The following is an 18,121-nucleotide window of genomic DNA, read 5'->3' as shown; positions in this document are numbered from 1 at the left end:
CGCGCCAGCGACCAGACACCGCGCATCGAGGACATGGCACCGCCTCACCGCTCAGCATTGGTTCGACAAGACAATGAGAGAAAGGCGACATGACCACCCTGATCCTCGCCCGCCATGGGCATGTCGACTGGATTGCACCCGAACGCTTCCGCGGGCGCGCGGAACTGCCGCTATCGACGCTTGGTGAGCTGCAGGCCGCGGTGCTGGCCACGCGCGTCGCGCAAAGCTGGGCACCGGACGCGATCTACACCAGCCCACTGTCGCGGTGCGTACGGACCGGTGCTGCGATCGCGCGGACGACCGGCGTGCCGGCCAAGATCCTGCAGGACCTGTCGGACATCGACTACGGCCAGTGGCAGGGGCTGACGCACGACGAAGTGGCTGCGCGCTGGCCCGAGAGCGCGCGTACCTGGTTTCAGACGCCCGACCTCGCACTCATTCCAGGAGGCGAAACGCTGGCGGACGTGCTGGTTCGCGCCATGAAGGTGCTGCACAACATCCTGCATCATCACAGCGGCCAGACCGTCGTGCTGGTCGGCCACGACAGCATCAACCGGGTCCTCCTCCTGCAATGCCTCGGGCTGCCGCTGGCGCGCTACTGGCGCATCAAGCAGGAGCCGTGTTGCGTGAATGAAATCGCGATCGAGGAAGGCAACTTCACCCTGCATCGCCTCAACGAAACCCATCACACGCTCGGGCTTCGCGTCTAGTGCAATCCAACGCCCTTGCTTGCGGCGTTGGAAGGCACTGCCGTGCAGGCAATCGCGGTCGCGATTCACGACGATCCCATTTGTCCTAGCTGCTTCGCCAGCGCCGCGACCTCCGCGATGGCCTTCTCTCGAATGGCCGTCACGTCGCCGAGCGCCGTGCCTTCCGCACGCACCGCTCGCACGTCAGAAAGACCAATCAGGGACAGGATGGTTTTCAAGTAGGGCAATAGGTAATCGTAATTTGCGCCATCGCCGTGCGAATAGATGCCTCCGCTGGCGACAAGTGCGATCACCTGTTTCCCCGCCGGCAGAAGGCCTTGCGGCCCCTCTGGGGTATAGCGAAAGGTCTTGCCGGCACACACCACATAGTCGAGCCATGCCTTGACCGAGGCCGGCAACGAGAAGTTGTACATCGACAAGCCCATGACGATGACGTCGGCCTGTTCCACCTCGCGGATCAGTGCATCGCAGAGCGCCGCGGCCGCGTCGTCCGCCTGTTCCGGCCGGCCGAGATACAGAGGAAGCATCTCCGGCTGCATCGCCGGCAAGGGTTCCTTGACCAGGTCGCGCTGCACCACCACGGTCGCTGGATGGGCAAGCAGGTGCGCTTGCACGTAGGCATGCACCATTGCACGGGAAATCGAGCCAGACACATTGATGCTGCTGTTGAGAACGAGAAGCCGTGTCATCGAGAAACTCCGTCAGGAAAGATGCGCTACGCTAACGAAGCTCGAAAACTTAAAAAACTGCTGCCAACCTGATGATGACCATCAAGATTCCAGATGGAGATGCGTTCTCGCTCGATCAACTGCGCATTTTCATCGCGGCAGCCGACCACGGAAGTTTTTCTGCTGCGGCACGCGCACTGGGCAAGGCGCAATCGTTGGTGAGCCACAGCATTCAACGCATGGAAGAGCAACTGGGCGTGACGCTTTTTGACCGAAGCGCCTACCGCCCTGCGATCACGAGCGCCGGCAGCGCCCTCCTGACTCGGGCACGTCGCATCTGCGACGAGGTGAATGTGTTCCAGGCGCTGTCGAGAGACCTGGCGTCTGGCGCCGAGGCCGAAGTCAGGCTGGCCGTGGACACGCTGTTCCCGATGTGCGACCTCTACCGCGCCTTACGCGCGTTCAGCACTGCCTGGCCAGCCGTTTCGCCCAGCGTGCTCATGCACAACGCAGGCGAGGCGGCGGAAAAGGTGCTGGACCGAAAGGCCAGCATCGGCTTGTTGGACGGGACGTCCGAGGTTCACCCCGAGCTGGAGGCGGTGACCGTGGCCACCGTGCCCATCATTACCGTGGCCTCGGCACGTCATCCTTTGGCCGCGATCGCGAAGACCGTCGCAGCGGAAGACCTGAAGGACCATGTGCAAATCGCATTGCTCGATCCAGCGGCAAGATCCAGAACGGACATGTCCTTCCATTCGCCCAATGTCTGGCACATCGACGACCTGGGCGCCGCCTACGGCATGTTGCTCGCCGGACTGGGATGGGGAGGCATGCCACAGCACATGGTGATCAACGACCTGGCGGCGGAACGGCTCGTCGAATTGGCCTCCGCGACCTGGAAATCCGATCAAACGCTTCGAATCACGGTGGCGAAACGCAAAGACGCCACGCTTCGGCCCGCAGCGGACTGGTTGTGGCGCCGGCTTGCGGGGATCGATTCCGATGGTCCAGACCCACAAGCTCCTTTGTCCCCGTGCATGGAACGCGTTCGCTAGCGCCAGCGGAATGCAGGCAAGTGCCAGACGCGCAGCATCGGCCGGTGACCAGAGAGGGTGGACGAGGACGATACGAGCCGAGTCGCCGTTGCGGACTGGGGCATCACCCAGACGCGTACAAGGTGACCAGAACGGCGTGACAGCGGGAACGGCGCAGGACATTCAACCGCTCGATTGCGGAGCGGCCCGGCGATTGCGGAGCGCGCACTTTGTCCGGGACGCTTGCAGGACATGGAGCGGGCGATGGGAATCGAACCCACGTCAGTAGCTTGGGAAGCTACAGCTCTACCATTGAGCTACGCCCGCGTTGCCGGTGCAGTCTATGCGTTGGGACGGGGGTTGCGCAAGAAATCGGCGCGATGCGGGCTGCAGCGCGCCATGGTGCCGAAGCAGCCGGCGATCATGAGCCGGCAATGCGAAAGGGACTTCAGTCCCGACGGCTCGCACTCCGAGACGTCGGGGCTGAAGCCCCTCCCACAACAGGCATTGCTGCCCTTATACGGCACATCGCTCACCCTACCCTGCCCGGCACGCAGCCGGGCAAGGCGGGTGACGTCGGGCAGTGCTTAGAAGCTGCCGCCGAAGTTCACGAACAGCGAGGTGTCGTGCGCGCGCGACTGGCCGGTGGTGGTGGCGATGCCGACGTTGCTCTCAAAGCCCCACAGCTTGGTCCGCGCGCCCAGCACCACCGACGCGTAGTTGCGGTCGAAGTCGATGCCCGGCACCGCGTACTCGCCCAGGTCGGACATGGTCTGCAGCCACGCGGTGGCTTCCTGGTTCTTCTTGAACTCGTGGTCGTAGGTGGCCTGCAGGTACGGCTTCACCGTGCCGGCGTCGATGCTGGCCTTCCAGCCGATGCGGCCGACCATCGACTCGACGTCGCGGTCGCTGTAGCCCAGCGCGCTGGAGTTGGGGTTGCTCTCGGTGTAGCCGTCGAGCTTGACCTTCTGCCAGATCGCCGCGGCCACCGGGCCGTGCTTGAAGCTGCCTTCGCCGAACTCGTAGCCGCCCTGCAGCGCCGCGGTCAGGTTGCTGCCGTCCGGCGAGCCCTTGTGCTCGATGGTGGCCGGGCCGAGGTTGACCTTGCGGGTGACGTCGTAGCTCAGCCAGGTGTAGCTGACCTGGGCGTTGACCCAGGCATGCTCGCCGTACCAGCCAGCGAAGCCGCCAAGGGTGCTGTCGTCCTGGGTGTAGTCGCCGCCGCGGTTGCCGAAGTCGGCATCGGTGCGACCGAAGCCGCCGAAGCCGCCGAACACCCACTCGCCACGCGACCAGTCCACGCCGAACAGGCCGGCCGGCGCCATGCCGTCGTACAGATCGCCGTGCTGGTAGCGCTGCATGTCGCCGCGCAGGTTGCCCCACCAGCGCACGCCGTCCGCCTCCGGGCGGCCATCGACGTGCCAGGCGACCTGGTCCGCGCGCGAGCGGCCGACCATCTGCGCCGAGTGGGTCAGGATCTGCTGAGTGCGCGGGCCTTCCAGGATCGACAGCGCGTACTGCGCCAGCAGTTCGTGGGTGCGGCCGGTCGGATGCACGCCGTCGGCGAACACGTAGGTGTCGGCCGCATCGGCGCTGACGTAGCTGGTCGGGTTGCAGGTCAGCGACTGCGCGGTAACCTGCGGCTGGCAGGCGGTGCCGGTGACATTGGTGAAGCCGTAGGTGCCCGGGTTGGCCACCACTTCCTGCAGCAGGTGGAAGGTATCGACCGGGATCACCCGCAGCCCGGCGCTCTTGAGGCCGGAGAACAGCGCGGTGTTGTAGGCGGTGGCCAGCGCGGTGCCCTGCGCCATCGCCGCGGCGCCACCGGCGCGGAAGCGCGGGGTGATGCCGACGTCGGGCAGGTTGTTGACCATGACGTAGCGCGCGCCCGCATTCTGCAGGCTGGCGACGATGCCCACCTCGGCGGTCACCGCATTGCCGATGGTGGCCTGCACCGGCGCACCGCCGGCGATCGCGAACAGGTCGTTGGCGCCGCCCCACACCGAGTACAGCGCATTCGGGTCGGCCTTGCCGCCGTTGGCCGCCAGGTAGTTGCTGGCCTGGGTCGCCAGCGACGGCGCCACGCCCAGGGCGCTCGCGTTGGCCACGCCGACGCGGGCATTGCCGGCGGCATAGTCGTCGCCGATCTGGCCGTTGCCGTTGGCGGCAGCGTTGGTGCCGTAGTACTGGGCCACGTACTGCGCCCAGACGAAGTCCGGGTTGGTGGTGAACTGGCCGGTCACCGCCTGCACCGAGGCCGGCAGCAGCGGACGGTAGTAGCCGGCGTCGGTGAGGCTGTCGCCGAAGAACACGGTGCGGCTGTAGGTGGTGGACTGCGCGAACGCAGGCGCGGCGGCGAGCACGATCGCGGCGGCGAGCAGCGAGCGGAGCGGACGGACGGACGAAGTCATGGAAGCCCTCCCGGGCAGAAATGGAACACAGAAATGGAACACGAAGTGGAACGAAACCGAGGTGCGGCCGCACCATACGTCGCCGCATGGCCGACATCATTTCACCTCTGCCGGACACGCTCACGTTGCACTGCCGCAAGAACACGACTCGCACGCCGGTGGGCGCGCATTGCACAATGATGGCATGAACATCGAATTGAACGGCAGACAATGCACGCTGGCGCCGGCCACCACGGTGGCCGCGCTGCTGCAGGCCGAGGGGCTGGGACAGCGACGGGTCGCGGTCGAGGTCAACGGCGAGATCGTGCCGCGCGGGGCACACGCCGCGCACGAACTGCATGCCGGCGACCGGGTCGAGATCGTGCACGCGCTGGGCGGGGGCTGAATCGCGCCGCCGCGCGCCGCGGCGCGGACTCGGCAGGGCCGGTGCGATGGGCGATAATCCGCCGATGAACGCTCCCGCCCCCCACGATGCGCTGGTGATCGCCGGCAAACCCTACCGTTCGCGCCTGCTCACCGGCACCGGCAAGTTCGCCGATCTCGAACAGACCCGCCTGGCCACCGAGGCCGCCGCCGCGCAGATCGTCACCGTGGCGATCCGCCGCAGCAACATCGGCCAGAACCCGGGCGAGCCCAACCTGCTCGACGTGCTGCCGCCGGAGCAGTACACCATCCTGCCCAACACCGCCGGCTGCTACACCGCGGAGGATGCGGTACGCACCTGCCGGCTGGCGCGCGAACTGCTCGACGGCCACAACCTGACCAAGCTGGAAGTGCTGGGCGACCAGCGCACGCTGTTCCCGGACGTGGTGCAGACCCTCAAGGCCGCCGAAATGCTGGTGGCCGACGGCTTCGAGGTGATGGTCTATACCAGCGACGACCCGATCCTGGCCAAGCGCCTGGAGGAGATCGGCTGCGTGGCGGTGATGCCGCTGGCCGCGCCGATCGGCTCCGGCCTGGGCATCCAGAACCGCTACAACCTGCTGGAGATCATCGACAACGCCAAGGTGCCGATCATCGTCGACGCCGGCGTCGGCACCGCCTCGGACGCGGCGATCGCGATGGAGCTGGGCTGCGACGGCGTGCTGATGAACACCGCCATCGCCGGCGCGCGCAATCCGGTGCTGATGGCTAGCGCCATGCGCAAGGCGGTGGAAGCCGGCCGCGAGGCGTTCCTGGCCGGGCGCATCCCGCGCAAGCGCTACGCCAGCGCCTCCTCGCCGGTCGATGGGCTGATCGGGTGAGGCCGCAGGCATGACCGACCCGTTCTCCAGCGCCGGCGCCAAGACCCCGCCGAAACCCTTCACCGTCGAGGAGGGGCACCGCCAGGTGCGCAGCTTCGTGCTGCGCCAGGGCCGCTTCACCCCGGCCCAGCAGCGTGCGTTCGACGCGTTGTGGCCGCGCTTCGGCCTGGATTACAGCGGCCAGCCGCGCGATCTGGACGCCACCTTCGGTCGCAGCGCGCCCAAGGTGCTGGAGATCGGCTTCGGCAACGGCGCCGCCTTGCGGCATGCCGCGCAGCACGACCCCAGCCGCGACTACATCGGCATCGAGGTGCATGCGCCGGGCGTCGGCCGCCTGCTCAATGCGCTGGCCGAGGACGGTGCCAACCATGTGCGCCTGTACCACCACGACGCGGTGGAGGTGCTGCAGCACGAGATCGCCGACGGCAGCCTGGACGAGGTGCGCATCTACTTCCCCGACCCCTGGCACAAGAAGCGCCACAACAAGCGGCGCCTGCTGCAGCCGGCCTTCGCCGCGCTGCTGGTACGCAAGCTGCGCGATGGCGGCCGCCTGCACTGCGCCACCGACTGGGCCGACTATGCCGAGCAGATGTGGGACGTGCTCGACGCCACCCCCGGCCTGGTCAACCGCGCCGGCCCGCGCGGCCACGTGCCGCGCCCGGACTGGCGCCCGCAGACCCACTTCGAGACCCGCGGCCAGAATCTGGGGCATGGGGTGTGGGATTTGTTGTATGACAAGCCGGGATTGGGGAGTCGGGATTCGGGATGAAGAGCGAATCCGCCACGTTCCGGACACAATGCATCCGCGGCATGCCATTACCGCGGCCGGTGCCGGTTAGCGCCGTTAGCTAATCCCGAATCTCCAATCCCCAATCCCGGCCACCAATGGATACCGCGCTGACGCTGACCACCGATATGAAGCTCGTGCTCGGGCTGGTGGGCTTCACCATGGCGATGTTCGTGTTCGAGCGGATCCGTGCCGACGTGGTGGCGCTGGTGGTGCTGGTGGTGCTGGGGGTGACCGGGTTGATCGCGCCGGAGGAGCTGTTCAGCGGTTTCTCCGGTAATGCGGTGATGAGCATCATCGCCACCACCATCCTCGGTGCCGGGCTGGAGCGTACCGGTGCGCTGAACCGGCTGGCGTCGTGGCTGCTGCGCCGCGCGCGCGGAGTCGAGGAGCGGCTGATGCTGCTCACCACCGCCATCGCCGGGCTCAATTCCTCGTTCATGCAGAACCCCTCGGTGATGGCGCTGTACCTGCCGGTGGCCTCGCGCCTGGCCGGACGCACCGGGCTGACCCTGCAGCGGCTGCTGCTGCCGATCGCCGCGGCCATCGTGATGGGCGGCGCACTGACCATGGTCGGCAACTCGCCGCTGATCCTGCTCAACGATCTGCTGCAGTCGGCCAACAACAACCTGCCTTCGGGCATGGCCACCATCGAGCCGCTGCGCATGTTCGCGCCGCTGCCGATCGGCGTGGCGCTGCTGCTGGCCTCGCTGATCTACTTCCGCGTGCGCGGCGACAAGGCGCTGGCCGAAGAAGAGCGACTGATCAACGACGGCGTCACCCCGGCGCGCACCGAGAGCTACTTCGCGCGTACCTACGGCATCGAAGGCGATGTGTTCGAACTGATCGTCAGCGCCGACAGCCCGCTGGTCGGCATGACCCTCGGCGAAGCCGAGACCGTGCACAACGCCCCCCTGCTGCTGGCCCTGAAGACCGGCAACGACACCCGCCTGGCACCGCCGGCGGACATGCGCATCTGGGTCGGCAGCGTGCTCGGGGTGATGGGCGCGCGCCAGCAGGTCGCCGATTTCGCGCAGAACCAGTTCCTGCGCCTGTCCTCGCGCCTGCGCAACCTGGGCGACCTGTTCAACCCCAGCCGCGCCGGCATCTCCGAGGCGGTGATCCCGCCGACCTCGCGCTTCATCGGCAAGAGCGCGGCCGAGTTGCGGCTGCGCAAGCAGGCCGGCATCAGCCTGCTGGCGATCAACCGCGACAAGCAGGTGATCCGCGAGGACGTGCGCAAGGTGCCGCTGCGCGCCGGCGACATGCTGGTGTTCCACAGCATCTGGCAGGACCTGGCGCAGGCCTCGGAGAGCCGCGATTTCGTGGTGGTCACCGACTACCCCAAGGGCGAGCACCGCCCGCACAAGTTCAAGATCGCGATGACGATCTTCGCCCTGACCATCCTGATCGCGCTGACCTCCAAGCTGCCGGTGGCGCTGACCCTGATGACCGGCGTGGCCGGCATGCTGCTGACCGGCGTGCTGCGCATGGACGAGGCCTATGCCTCGATCAACTGGAAGACCGTGTTCCTGATGGCCGGGCTGATCCCGCTGGGCTGGGCGATGGACAGCAGCGGCGCGGCGGCCTGGGTCGCCGGCCACACCATCGCGCGCTTGCCCGAGGGCATCCCGGTGTGGGCGCTGGAGATCGCGCTGGGCCTGCTGACCACCGCGTTCTCGCTGGTGATCAGCCACGTCGGCGCGACCATCGTGATGGTGCCGATCGCGGTCAACCTGGCGCTGGCGGCCGGCGGCAATCCCACCGCGTTCGCGCTGATCGTGGCGCTGTCGGCGTCCAACAACCTGATGACCGCGTCCAATCCGGTGATCTCGATGATCACCGGCCCGGCCAACTACCAGCCGCGCGAACTGTGGCGCGTCGGCGGCCCGCTGTCGCTGATCTACACCCTGGTGGTGGTGCTGATGGTCAACCTGATGTCGATGGGCTGGTGGCACGCGCTGTAGCGCGCGCCGCATCGCAAGCGCGACCTGCGCGCTAGACCAGCACCACCTGCCCTGCCTGCACGTCCACCGGCACCGCGTGCAGGCTCTGGCCGCGGCACGGGCCGGACACGCACAGGCCGTCCTGCAGGTCGAACGCGGCGCCGTGCGCGGCGCACACCACATGGCCCTCGCGGCTCTTCAGGAACTGCCCCGGCGCCCAGTCCAGGCGGCGCCCGGCATGCGGGCACACGTTCAACCACGCGCGCACACTGTCGCCTTCGCGGTACAGCAGCAGCGATTCGGACTCGCCGCCGAGCAGCGCCTCGGCCTCGGCCAGTTCGCCGGGGACGAGGTCGTGCAGCGACGCCAGCACGTTGGAAGGGTCGGTCATGGGCTACAGGCGCGCACAGCGATGGGGCCGCAATTCTGGCACGGACGCGCGAGCCCCCGCGCCGGTGCGCGGCTTCACTCCACGAGGACATGCAAGCGGTTGAACGCAAAGTGTTAATTTTTCGCTTAACGAAGTTTTCACTCTGTCACATAAAACAGCGCCGATACTGCGCCCCTTCGGTTCAAACTGAAACAGAGTTCTGCCATGCGTGCTCGCCTCTTCAATTTCGACCAATTCCGGCATGTCTTCGCGCCGCGCAAGCCGCGCCATCCGCTGGTCAAGCTGGCGGTCGGCCTGCTCGGCCTGGCGATCCTGGCCGGGCTGGTGTTCGTCAGCGTGTTCGTGGGTGCGGCAATGATCCTGGGCGGCATCGCCATGAAGCTGCTGAGCCAGCGCGGCAAGCGCCCGGCCACCGCGCGCCGGCATGTCGTCGATGGCGAGTACCGGGTGGTGCGCAAGCCGGCGTTGCCGTTGTAAGGCGGGGATTGGGGAGTCGGGATCGGGGATTCGCAAAAGCGGATTCCATATGCCTGTTGGATTTGGGTTGAACCCATCGCGGTAGACTGCTGCATCCCCTTCTCGTTGGATGCATGCCCATGAAAGACCTGTTCGCCGCTGCCGAGGCTCCGCGCGTTCCCGTGCGCGGCCAGGGCCTGTTCCCGGTGCATCGCATCTACTGCGTCGGCCGCAACTTCGCCGACCATGCGCGCGAGATGGGCGCCAGCGCGCCGGCCTCCAAGGCCGAGCGCGGCCAGCCGACCTTCTTCATGAAACCGGCCGATGCGCTGGTGATCGGCGACGAGGCTATCCCCTACCCGTCCGCGACCCAGGACCTGCACCACGAGGTGGAACTGGTGGTGGCGCTGGGCCAGGACGCGCCGGTCGGCGTGCTGCCGGTGGAAGCCGCCGACGCGCTGATCCTGGCCTACGGCGTGGGCCTGGACCTGACCCGTCGCGACCTGCAGGCCGCCGCCAAGGCCAAGGGCCTGCCATGGGATATCGCCAAGGGCTTCGATGCGTCCGCGCCGATCAGCGAGCTGATCCCGGCTGGCGAAGTCGGTGCGCTGGAGGCGCTGAACCTGTCGCTGGAAGTCAACGGCGAGGTGCGTCAGCAATCGCTGCTGGATCAGATGATCTGGAACGTGCCGGAGATCCTGCACGAACTGTCCAAGCTGTTCGCGCTGCGCGCCGGCGACCTGGTGTTCATGGGCACGCCGGCCGGCGTGGCCGCGCTGCGCCCGGGCGACCGCTTCAGCGCGCGCCTGGAGAACGTGGCCGAACGGCACGGCCGCATCGTCGGCTGAAGCCACGCGCATGGTCGCGCGCCGTGCGCATGCCGTGATCCGACGACCACAGTCACTGCGCTAGGCTAGCGCCGCGGCGACAGGCCCGCACTGACAAAAGAGGAGTTCCGATGAGCATGATCCGCGAATTCAAGGAATTCGCCATGCGCGGCAACGTGCTGGACCTGGCGGTCGGCGTGGTGCTCGGCGCCGCGTTCGGCAAGATCGTCACCGCGCTGGTGGAGAAGATCATCATGCCGCCGATCGGACTGCTCGTGGGCGGCGTGGATTTCTCGCGTTGGGCCTGGACGCTGAAGGCGGCCACGGTGGACGCCGCGGGCAAGCCGGTGCCGGCCGTGGTGATCGGCATCGGCGATTTCCTCAACACCATCATCCAGTTCGTGATCGTCGCCTTCGCCATCTTCATGCTGGTCAAGGCGATCAACCGCATCGCGCGCAAGGAACCGCCGGCGCCGAAGGCCCCGAGCGAAGAAGTGCTGCTGCTGCGCGAGATCCGCGATTCGCTCAAGCACGAGCCGCGCCCCGAGTAAGCGCGACGGCGTGCGCGGCCTTCGCATGGAGGCCGCGCCGTGCACGACGGCGAGGCACTGCTAAGCTCGCCGTTCCTGTCCACGGAGTCTTCCATGCGCCGTCTCGCCGTCGTCATCGCTGCCGTCCTGAGCCTGTCCTCCCCTGCCGTCGCCGCCGAGGCCACGCGCATTCCGGAGGCGGCGCTGCGTGATGCGGCGACGTTGCGCGAGCGTGCGCTGGCCGACGACACCGGCTGGAAGGTGGTCGAATCGCTGACCACCGAAATCGGCCCGCGCCTGGCCGGCAGCGAGGCCGACGCACGCGCGGTGGCCTGGGCCACTGCGAAATTCAAGGCACTGGGTTTCGACAAGGTGTGGACCGAGCCGGTGACGTTCCCGAAGTGGGAGCGGCGCAGCGAACACGCGCAGGTGCTCGGCACGCATGCGCAACCGCTGACCGTCACCGCGTTGGGCGGCAGCCCCGGCGGCACGGTCGAGGCCGAGGTGGTGCGCTTCGCCGACCTGGCCGCGTTGCAGGCGGCGCCCGCGGACGCGCTGCGCGGCAAGATCGCCTTCGTCGATTACCAGATGCTGCGCACGCGCGACGGCAAGGACTACGGCAATGGCGGCGCGGTGCGCAGCAAGGGGCCGTCCGAAGCGATCCGCAAGGGGGCCATCGGCTTCGTGATGCGCTCGGCGGGCACCGATTCGCACCGCGTGCCGCATACCGGCATCACCCGCTTCGACGAGGGACTGACGCCGGTGCCGGCGGCGGCGCTGTCGGTGCCCGATGCCAACCAGCTCACGCGCCTGCTCGCGCGCGGCCCAGTACGCCTGCGCCTGGCGCTGGACTGTGGCTGGGACGGCACCGCCACCTCCTACAACGTGATCGGGCAGATCACCGGGCGCACGCTGCCCAACGAGGTCGTGCTGATCGGCGGGCACCTGGATTCGTGGGACCTGGGCACCGGCGCGGTCGACGACGGTGCCGGCGTCGCCATCAGCATGGCCGCCGGGCATCTGATCGGCCAGCTCGAGCAGGCGCCCAAGCGCAGCATCCGCGTGGTCGCCTTCGCCAACGAGGAGCAGGGACTGTACGGCGGCAAGGCCTACGCACAGGCGCATGCCAAGGACGTGGCGCGGCACCAGATCGCCGCCGAGAGCGACTTCGGCGCCGGCCGCATCTACGCGTTCAACACCGGCTCCGGCGATGCTGCCGGCTCGCGTGAGGCGACCCGGCAGATCGCCGAGGCGCTGGCGCCGCTCGGTATCGCCTATGCGCCCGATGCCGGCGGCCCCGGCCCGGATGTCGGTCCGCTCGCGGCCAAGGGCGGCGCCTGGGCGTGGCTGGCGCAGGACGGCAGCGACTACTTCGATTTGCATCACACCGCCGACGACACCCTGGACAAGATCGACCCGAAGGCGCTGGCGCAGAACGTTGCCGCGTATGCGGTGTTCGCGTATCTGGCGGCACAGACCGACGGCGGTTTCGGCAGCCAGGCCAAGACAGTGGAACCGCCCAGGGAGTAAAGTGCACCGGACCTGCGCAGGACGCGCGCAGGCGCTCCCTTCCGCAGCAGCGCCAGGACCTTTGATGGGCATACGGCAACGTCGCGCGGGCTCAGCGGTGACGTTGCTGGATGTGGCCCGCCATGCGGGCGTGTCGCCGATGACCGCTTCGCGCGTGATCAACCGCCACCCGCGCGTGAGCGCGACCATGCGCGAGCGCGTCGAGGCGTCGATCCAGGCGCTCGGCTACCGCCCCAACCTCGCCGGCCGCTCGCTGCGCACTGCAGGACTGGCGCGCATCGGCGTGCTGTACAGCAATCCCAGCGCGGCCTACCTCAACCAGTTCATGCTCGGCGTGCTGGAGCGGAGCAGCCTGGAAGGCTGCCAGGTGCTGGTGGAGAAGAGCGAAGACAGCGACAGCCAGCGCGCCGCCACCGAACGCCTGCTCGATGCCGGCGCCGATGGGCTGATCCTGCCCCCGCCGCTGTGCGATGCGCGGCAGACCATCGCCGAACTGGACGCGCGCGGCATCCCGCTGGTGGCGGTGGCCACCGGCGCGCCGTTGCCCGGGGTCAGCTCGGTGCGCATCGACGACTACCAGGCCGCGTGCGCGCTCACCCAGCACCTGCTCGACCTGGGCCACCGCGACATCGGCTTCGTCAGCGGCGATCCCGGCCACACGCCCAGCGCGCTGCGCAGCCGCGGTTTCTTCGACACCATGGCCCGGGCCGGACTGACGGTGGCGCCGGAGCGCGTGGCCGAGGGCATGTTCACCTACCGCTCCGGCCTGCTCGCGGCCACCGCGCTGCTGCAGGTCGCGCCGCGCCCCAGCGCGATCCTGTGCAGCAACGACGACATGGCCGCGGCGGCGCTGGCGATCGCGCACGGGTTGCGCCTGCGCGTGCCGGATGATCTGTCCATCGCCGGCTTCGACGACACGCCGGTGGCGACCACGATCTGGCCGGAGCTGACCACCATCCACCAGCCGGTGGCGGCGATGGGCGGGGCGGCAGTGACGCTGCTGCTCGGCGAGATCCGCCAGCGCCGCGATGGCCTGCCCGGCCGCGGCACCCATCAGGTGCTGGACTACACCCTGGTCACGCGCGCGTCCACCGCGCCGCCTGCAGCGGGCTGATCGCGACGGCGACGCGTGCGCTGCCGCTCAGGCGCGCGCGTGCCGGACCACGTCGACCTGGGCGACGCCCAGCAGGCCGGTCAACGGCACGTCGGCGCGGCGTTGCCGCGGGTCGGCCACCAACCCCTGGTTGCGCAGCAGGTCCAGTAGCCGCTCGGCCAGCGGCATGACCATGTGCCGGCCCCAGCAACGCTCGGACGCATGCCCGAACGGCAGGTAGCCCGGCAAGGCATCGGGATCCACGCCGTCCCAGCGCTCCGGGCGGAACGCCTCCGGCTCCTCCCACAGCGCCGGATCGCGATGGCTGAGCAAGGGCAGCACCAGCACGTCGTCGGCGGCGCCGATGCGCGGATCCAGCGCGCCGTACTCCGGCGAGGCGTTGCGCAGGATGTTCCAGGACGGCGGCAGCAGGCGCAGGGTTTCGTAGAGCAGGTTGCGGTTGGAGACGCGCGGGTCGAACGGCGATCCCAGCCACAGCGCATTGGCGACCAGGGTGGAAATGGTGAAGCACACCGGCGCGGCGGTGCGCCGGTACAGGCCCATCGCATCGCGGCGCGCGCGGTAGCCGTCGGCCGCCGACAGCAGCGTGGCCAACGCCGATGCCTCCGCGCCAGGCGCCAGCGGCGCGAGCGCGCCGGCGGCGATCACGGCCCAGGTCAGGCGCGGCGTCAGTTCCAGGGTGCGGTCCATCAGCAGGCGCAGCCGCCACGGGTCGCCGCCGAGCAGCAGGTCGCGCAGATAGACATGGCCGACATGCGGCCACGGGCCGGACAGGTCGAGCGTCGGCGGCGGCGGACGTTTCAACGCCTCGCGTACGTCGCGGCCGATCGCCTGCATCAGCTTGGCGGCCTCGCTGCGCGCGATCGAGCGGCCGTGCAGCGGCTTGAAGGTCGGCCGTTCGTACTCGGTGGCGGGCCGCGCCGCGAGCAGGCGGTCGCTCAGCGCGGCGCCGGCGACGCCGACCGTGTCGGCATCCAGGCGGAAGGCCTCCTGTCCCACATGCGTGCGCAGCAATGCCTGCAGACGCGGCGCGAAGACCGTGGCGCGCGCGTCGCGGTCGACCAGGGTGGCGGACATCGCGAATCTCTTGGAGGAACGGCGCCCGACGCAGCGTCTCCGCCGGGCACCGGCCGCACGCGACAGCGCGCGCGTCAACGCACAGGGGCGCTCAGTACCAGATGTACCAGGCGTACGACTTCAGCGGCTTCTTCGACGAGAGCAGGTGCTTGATGGAGAACAGCAGCTTCATGAGCGATATCTCCGCAGGAGTGACGACGACCCTTTCGGGGGAGGACTGCGCGGTCTCGCTGGCGCGCATCGCGCGGGGACGCGATCGCATCGACGAGGCGCGCCTGCACGCTACGCCGCCGACAGTCGCCCCGCAAACCCGAAACAGGCACGTGCGCACACTATTTCGTAGCCAAATGCCGGCCGTCCTCAACGCGTGACGCCGTGCTCAGCGCGCAGCGGATCCGTGCGGATGCCGGCTGCGCCAGGTCCCCAGCAACACCGCGGTGGCGGCGGCGACATTGAGACTTTCCACCGCGCCGCTGCCCGGGATCGACAGGCGCAGATCGCAGGCCTGCGCGAAGTCGCGATCCATGCCGTCGCTCTCGGCGCCCATCACGTAGACCAGGCGTTGCGGCAAGGCCGTTGCGAACAGATCGTCGCCGCCTGCCACCAGCGTCGCCGCCAGGGCGAAGCCCGCGCCGCGCAACTGCGCCTGCGCCTGCATCGCCGGCGGCAGCCGCACCAGCGGCACCGCCTCGGCACCGCCCTCGGCCACGCGCGCGGCGGCACCGGACAGCGCCAGCGCGGCCTGCTCCGGCAACAGGATCGCGCCCACGCCGAAATGCGCCGCCGAGCGCAGGATCGCGCCGAAGTTGTGCGGATTGCCGACGCCATCCAGCCACAGCGCCACCACCGGTCCCGGCGCCAGCGTCTGCAGCCAGTCGGCCAAGGCCAGCGGCGCGACACGCAGCACGTCGGCGACCACGCCCTCGTGGTGGCTGCTGGCGGCGAGCTTGTGCAGGTCGGCCTCGTCCACCACCCGGTAGCCGACCCGGTTGGCCACGCACCACTTCAGCAGCGGCTGCAGCGCCGGGATCCGCGCCTCGCTCAGGTACAGCTTGCGGATCGCCTCCGGACGCCGCGCGTACACCGCACGCACGGCGTTGAGGCCGTACAGGCGCAGTTCGTTGCGGTTGGTCGCGGACGCCGCACCCTCACCCCCGGCCCCTCTCCCGGGAGGAGAGGGGGGATTGCCACCGCGCGGGCGGTTGCCCCAGGGCGAGGTCATGGGCGCACGCCCGTGGCGCAGGCGCGCCACGCCGGAGCGGCGCAGCGGGAACGAAGGGCATGACGCATGGGGACTCTCCTGGAAGCGCGTGGACCACGCGCCGGGAACGGCGCGCTTCGGGCATTTTCGCTCATCCGCGCGGCGCCGGCTGCCCCAGTGTGGTCATCGCGGCGCCGGCACTTGTCTACGTCACGCCACACGAAGCGCAAACCGGATCGCGGCGACGACCGAGAAACAGTTCACCCTCGCCCCACACCATGCGGGATTCGCGGCGATGCATGAGGAAATCCGACAAGCGCGCGATGCGCGTTGGGTCCATGGTCGCCACTCCCACGGCCACCACGCAGGCATTTATCGAGAGCAGGCACGCCCCGCACCACGCGCTTCGCAGACGGGAGGCAAGCCACGACCGACGGCGCCGCTACGCGCCGCGCCGTCGCGCCGCACGGCCTCCCGAGAACGCATTCCGCATTCTCATGACAAGGCGAACTCCCATGCATTCCGACTTCCGCCCTTCCCGGACCGCACGCTACCGCGCCTGCGCCGCATTGTTGCTGACGCTGACACTCTTCGGCCTCAGCGCCAGCGCAGTGGCGCAAACCGCCGCGCCCGATGCGCGCCTGACCCGGGTCGGCGCCCTGCGCGCCGTGCACAAACCCAGCAACGTCCCCGACGACTACATCCAGACGCCTTTCGGCTACTTCGCGCCCGCCTGCGTGCGCCAGGTCCATCGCAACGAACGCATCCTCGGCGACGGCGGCCTGCAGCGCGCCGACGGCGTGCGCGAACAGGCGCAGGCCTGCACCCAGGACAACTTCACGCCCAACGGCATCCGGGTAAAGCCCGACGGGCGCGGCCCGGATGGCCGGCAGGTCCGCGACAGCGCCGCGCTGGTGGGCTCCAGCACGCGTCGCGCGGTGCCACCGCCGATCACCCACGATTGGGTGCAGGCGGCCATCGACGTGACCGGCAACAAGATGGGCCGCATCGTCGCAAGTTGGACGGTGCCGCAGAACCCGACCAACGTGGCCCACCAGACGGTGTACTTCTTCCCCGGCATGCAGAGCGACGATCCGACCATCCTGCAACCGGTGCTGGGCTATCGCGGCGACAGCAACACCTGGGACCTGAGCAGTTGGAACTGTTGCCAGGACGGCATGGTGTGGTACAGCGATTTCATCCCGGCCAAGGCTGGCGACCGGATCGTGGGCGACACCTATGCCACCTGCAACAACGGCAAGCCCTGCTCGAACTGGAACGTCGACACCCGCAACGTCACCAGCGGCCAGAGCGTGCGGCTCAGCACCACCTACGACATCAACTCCCGTACCCACCTGGTGGTGGGCGGCGCGCTGGAAGTGTACGCGGTGGACAGTTGCGACCAGTATCCACCCGACCGACGCATCACCTTCAACGCGATCGGCGTGTACGACTACCGCATGCAACGGGTGACGTCACCGGCGTGGGTGTCGTACGTCGACAGCTCCGGCTTGGATGTGCAGTGCAACTACGCCGTGGACACCACCGCCGCCTCGGCGACCATTTCCTACTGAGGCCGTGCCTCCTGCGCGTCGCTCCGAACGAGCGACGCGCGGATCAGGCTGCCGGCCAGGTCCGGGCAAACAGCCGCAAATCGCGTCGTTTCCCGTCGCGTACCGACACCTCGGGGCGCACGCCGATCTCGGCGAAGCCGTTCTTCTGCAGCACCCGCGCCGAGCCGCGATTGTCCGGCAGCACCAGCGCCTCGATCCGCTGCAGTCGCAATGCCGGCACCGCCCAGTCCAGGTAGGCGGCGACGATGCGGGTCATCCGCCCATGGCCCCAATACGCACTGCCGAGCCAGTAGCCGAGCTCGGCCAGCCCAGGCGCCGGCTGCGCCGCGGCATGCAGGCCGATGCCGCCGCAGGCCTCGCCGCCGATCTCGATCGCCAGCACCGGGTCGTTCAGGTCGATCACCTGTCCGCCCAGGAAGGCCTCGCCGTCGGCACGCGTGTAGGGGTGCGGAAAACGCCGGCTCAGCCCGCGCGCCACCTGGGCATCGTCGGCGTGGCGGACCAGCGCGTCCAGGTCGCTGGCACACCAACGCCGCAGCACGATGCCATCCAGATGCAGTTGCAGATCGCGCCAGGGGACGTCGGCGGCGGTCTCGGACATCGGCGGCTCCTGTGCTGCGG

General features: G+C 68.8%; 18 protein-coding genes, 1 tRNA gene and 1 pseudogene. 12 read left to right on the top strand and 8 right to left on the bottom strand.

The window, feature by feature from the left end; translation table 11 throughout:
- Positions 1-89 precede the first annotated feature (89 nt).
- Positions 90-710 (top strand): histidine phosphatase family protein, encoded by a 621-nt coding sequence (locus FHR56_RS14775; RefSeq protein ID WP_160947574.1) that lies wholly within the window; start codon positions 90-92, stop codon positions 708-710.
- Positions 711-775: 65 nt separating this feature from the next.
- On the opposite strand, the gene FHR56_RS14770 is transcribed toward FHR56_RS14775, so the two are convergent.
- Positions 776-1,399 (bottom strand): NAD(P)H-dependent oxidoreductase, encoded by a 624-nt coding sequence (locus tag FHR56_RS14770; protein WP_160947573.1) that lies wholly within the window; start codon positions 1,397-1,399, stop codon positions 776-778.
- A 71-nt stretch (positions 1,400-1,470) separates the two neighbouring features.
- Here FHR56_RS14770 and FHR56_RS14765 point away from each other — a divergent pair, with 71 nt between their 5' ends.
- Positions 1,471-2,433 carry a LysR family transcriptional regulator gene (locus FHR56_RS14765; RefSeq protein WP_160947572.1) on the top strand — a complete coding sequence of 321 codons (963 nt, stop codon included), beginning with the start codon at positions 1,471-1,473 and terminating at the stop codon, positions 2,431-2,433.
- Between the two features lie 232 nt (positions 2,434-2,665).
- Here FHR56_RS14765 and FHR56_RS14760 read toward each other — a convergent pair.
- Positions 2,666-2,739 (bottom strand) — tRNA-Gly (locus tag FHR56_RS14760).
- A 260-nt stretch (positions 2,740-2,999) separates the two neighbouring features.
- Entirely contained in the window at positions 3,000-4,823 is a 1,824-nt protein-coding gene (locus FHR56_RS14755) for an autotransporter domain-containing protein (protein ID WP_160947571.1), read from the bottom strand.
- A 184-nt stretch (positions 4,824-5,007) separates the two neighbouring features.
- Here FHR56_RS14755 and thiS point away from each other — a divergent pair, with 184 nt between their 5' ends.
- The 4 genes from thiS to FHR56_RS14735 all read left to right on the top strand — a co-directional run bounded on the left by thiS (position 5,008) and on the right by FHR56_RS14735 (position 8,821).
- Positions 5,008-5,208: a sulfur carrier protein ThiS gene (thiS, locus tag FHR56_RS14750; RefSeq protein WP_160947570.1), complete on the top strand. Its 201-nt coding sequence runs from the start codon at positions 5,008-5,010 to the stop codon at positions 5,206-5,208.
- A 64-nt stretch (positions 5,209-5,272) separates the two neighbouring features.
- Entirely contained in the window at positions 5,273-6,067 is a 795-nt protein-coding gene (locus FHR56_RS14745) for a thiazole synthase (protein ID WP_019796478.1), read from the top strand.
- A 10-nt stretch (positions 6,068-6,077) separates the two neighbouring features.
- Positions 6,078-6,836: a tRNA (guanosine(46)-N7)-methyltransferase TrmB gene (gene trmB / locus FHR56_RS14740; RefSeq protein WP_160947569.1), complete on the top strand. Its 759-nt coding sequence runs from the start codon at positions 6,078-6,080 to the stop codon at positions 6,834-6,836.
- Positions 6,837-6,952: 116 nt separating this feature from the next.
- Positions 6,953-8,821 (top strand): SLC13 family permease, encoded by a 1,869-nt coding sequence (locus FHR56_RS14735; protein ID WP_019796679.1) that lies wholly within the window; start codon positions 6,953-6,955, stop codon positions 8,819-8,821.
- A 31-nt stretch (positions 8,822-8,852) separates the two neighbouring features.
- Here FHR56_RS14735 and FHR56_RS14730 read toward each other — a convergent pair whose 3' ends face one another.
- The gene (locus FHR56_RS14730) at positions 8,853-9,191 is read right to left on the bottom strand and encodes a Rieske (2Fe-2S) protein (RefSeq protein ID WP_160947568.1); all 339 of its coding nucleotides are present in this window, start codon (positions 9,189-9,191) and stop codon (positions 8,853-8,855) included.
- 204 nt (positions 9,192-9,395) lie between these two features.
- On the opposite strand from FHR56_RS14730, the gene FHR56_RS14725 reads away from it, so the two are divergent.
- The 5 genes from FHR56_RS14725 to FHR56_RS14705 all read left to right on the top strand — a co-directional run bounded on the left by FHR56_RS14725 (position 9,396) and on the right by FHR56_RS14705 (position 13,648).
- Positions 9,396-9,668, top strand: a complete 273-nt coding sequence (locus FHR56_RS14725) for a hypothetical protein (protein ID WP_017910413.1) — start codon at positions 9,396-9,398, stop codon at positions 9,666-9,668.
- Between the two features lie 119 nt (positions 9,669-9,787).
- Entirely contained in the window at positions 9,788-10,495 is a 708-nt protein-coding gene (locus FHR56_RS14720; protein WP_160947567.1) for a fumarylacetoacetate hydrolase family protein, read from the top strand.
- Between the two features lie 110 nt (positions 10,496-10,605).
- Complete coding sequence (gene mscL, locus FHR56_RS14715; protein WP_019798175.1) at positions 10,606-11,025, top strand: large-conductance mechanosensitive channel protein MscL; 420 nt, start codon at positions 10,606-10,608, stop codon at positions 11,023-11,025.
- 93 nt (positions 11,026-11,118) lie between these two features.
- Entirely contained in the window at positions 11,119-12,534 is a 1,416-nt protein-coding gene (locus tag FHR56_RS14710) for a M28 family peptidase (protein WP_160947566.1), read from the top strand.
- Between the two features lie 61 nt (positions 12,535-12,595).
- A complete protein-coding gene (locus FHR56_RS14705; protein ID WP_160947565.1) occupies positions 12,596-13,648 on the top strand; it encodes a LacI family DNA-binding transcriptional regulator in 1,053 nt (350 codons plus the stop codon).
- A 231-nt stretch (positions 13,649-13,879) separates the two neighbouring features.
- Here FHR56_RS14705 and FHR56_RS20765 read toward each other — a convergent pair.
- From FHR56_RS20765 to FHR56_RS14690, 3 genes and pseudogenes are all read right to left on the bottom strand, one after another.
- Positions 13,880-14,191, bottom strand: a pseudogene (locus FHR56_RS20765) (cytochrome P450); the annotation flags it as partial.
- 625 nt (positions 14,192-14,816) lie between these two features.
- Positions 14,817-14,906 carry a tryptorubin family RiPP precursor gene (locus FHR56_RS20760; RefSeq protein WP_017911958.1) on the bottom strand — a complete coding sequence of 30 codons (90 nt, stop codon included), beginning with the start codon at positions 14,904-14,906 and terminating at the stop codon, positions 14,817-14,819.
- 198 nt (positions 14,907-15,104) lie between these two features.
- Complete coding sequence (locus tag FHR56_RS14690) at positions 15,105-15,947, bottom strand: TrmH family RNA methyltransferase (protein ID WP_160947563.1); 843 nt, start codon at positions 15,945-15,947, stop codon at positions 15,105-15,107.
- Positions 15,948-16,441: 494 nt separating this feature from the next.
- Here FHR56_RS14690 and FHR56_RS14685 point away from each other — a divergent pair, with 494 nt between their 5' ends.
- Positions 16,442-17,500 (top strand): hypothetical protein, encoded by a 1,059-nt coding sequence (locus FHR56_RS14685; RefSeq protein ID WP_160947562.1) that lies wholly within the window; start codon positions 16,442-16,444, stop codon positions 17,498-17,500.
- Positions 17,501-17,543: 43 nt separating this feature from the next.
- Here FHR56_RS14685 and FHR56_RS14680 read toward each other — a convergent pair whose 3' ends face one another.
- Positions 17,544-18,101, bottom strand: a complete 558-nt coding sequence (locus FHR56_RS14680) for a GNAT family protein (RefSeq protein ID WP_160947561.1) — start codon at positions 18,099-18,101, stop codon at positions 17,544-17,546.
- Positions 18,102-18,121: the final 20 nt, after the last annotated feature.

The sequence above is a fragment of the Xanthomonas sp. F10 genome, from assembly GCF_014206815.1.
GTDB classification, from domain to species: Bacteria; Pseudomonadota; Gammaproteobacteria; order Xanthomonadales; family Xanthomonadaceae; genus Xanthomonas_A; species Xanthomonas_A indica.
The sequence above is the reverse complement of the archived record's forward strand: the minus strand, read 5'-3'. Positions and strand labels throughout refer to the sequence as shown.

Excerpts from the sequence above, each read along its gene's own strand:
- FHR56_RS14710 (WP_160947566.1), top strand. The coding sequence starts at position 11,119 with ATGCGCCGTCTCGCCGTCGTCATCGCTGCCGTCCTGAGCCTGTCCTCC.
- FHR56_RS14730 (WP_160947568.1), bottom strand. The coding sequence starts at position 9,191 with ATGACCGACCCTTCCAACGTGCTGGCGTCGCTGCACGACCTCGTCCCC.
- thiS (WP_160947570.1), top strand. The coding sequence starts at position 5,008 with ATGAACATCGAATTGAACGGCAGACAATGCACGCTGGCGCCGGCCACC.
- FHR56_RS14685 (WP_160947562.1), top strand. The coding sequence starts at position 16,442 with ATGCATTCCGACTTCCGCCCTTCCCGGACCGCACGCTACCGCGCCTGC.
- FHR56_RS14720 (WP_160947567.1), top strand. The coding sequence starts at position 9,788 with ATGAAAGACCTGTTCGCCGCTGCCGAGGCTCCGCGCGTTCCCGTGCGC.
- FHR56_RS14765 (WP_160947572.1), top strand. The coding sequence starts at position 1,471 with ATGATGACCATCAAGATTCCAGATGGAGATGCGTTCTCGCTCGATCAA.
- FHR56_RS14745 (WP_019796478.1), top strand. The coding sequence starts at position 5,273 with ATGAACGCTCCCGCCCCCCACGATGCGCTGGTGATCGCCGGCAAACCC.
- FHR56_RS14735 (WP_019796679.1), top strand. The coding sequence starts at position 6,953 with ATGGATACCGCGCTGACGCTGACCACCGATATGAAGCTCGTGCTCGGG.
- FHR56_RS14775 (WP_160947574.1), top strand. The coding sequence starts at position 90 with ATGACCACCCTGATCCTCGCCCGCCATGGGCATGTCGACTGGATTGCA.
- FHR56_RS14680 (WP_160947561.1), bottom strand. The coding sequence starts at position 18,101 with ATGTCCGAGACCGCCGCCGACGTCCCCTGGCGCGATCTGCAACTGCAT.
- trmB (WP_160947569.1), top strand. The coding sequence starts at position 6,078 with ATGACCGACCCGTTCTCCAGCGCCGGCGCCAAGACCCCGCCGAAACCC.
- FHR56_RS14770 (WP_160947573.1), bottom strand. The coding sequence starts at position 1,399 with ATGACACGGCTTCTCGTTCTCAACAGCAGCATCAATGTGTCTGGCTCG.
- FHR56_RS14755 (WP_160947571.1), bottom strand. The coding sequence starts at position 4,823 with ATGACTTCGTCCGTCCGTCCGCTCCGCTCGCTGCTCGCCGCCGCGATC.
- FHR56_RS14690 (WP_160947563.1), bottom strand. The coding sequence starts at position 15,947 with ATGACCTCGCCCTGGGGCAACCGCCCGCGCGGTGGCAATCCCCCCTCT.
- mscL (WP_019798175.1), top strand. The coding sequence starts at position 10,606 with ATGAGCATGATCCGCGAATTCAAGGAATTCGCCATGCGCGGCAACGTG.
- FHR56_RS14725 (WP_017910413.1), top strand. The coding sequence starts at position 9,396 with ATGCGTGCTCGCCTCTTCAATTTCGACCAATTCCGGCATGTCTTCGCG.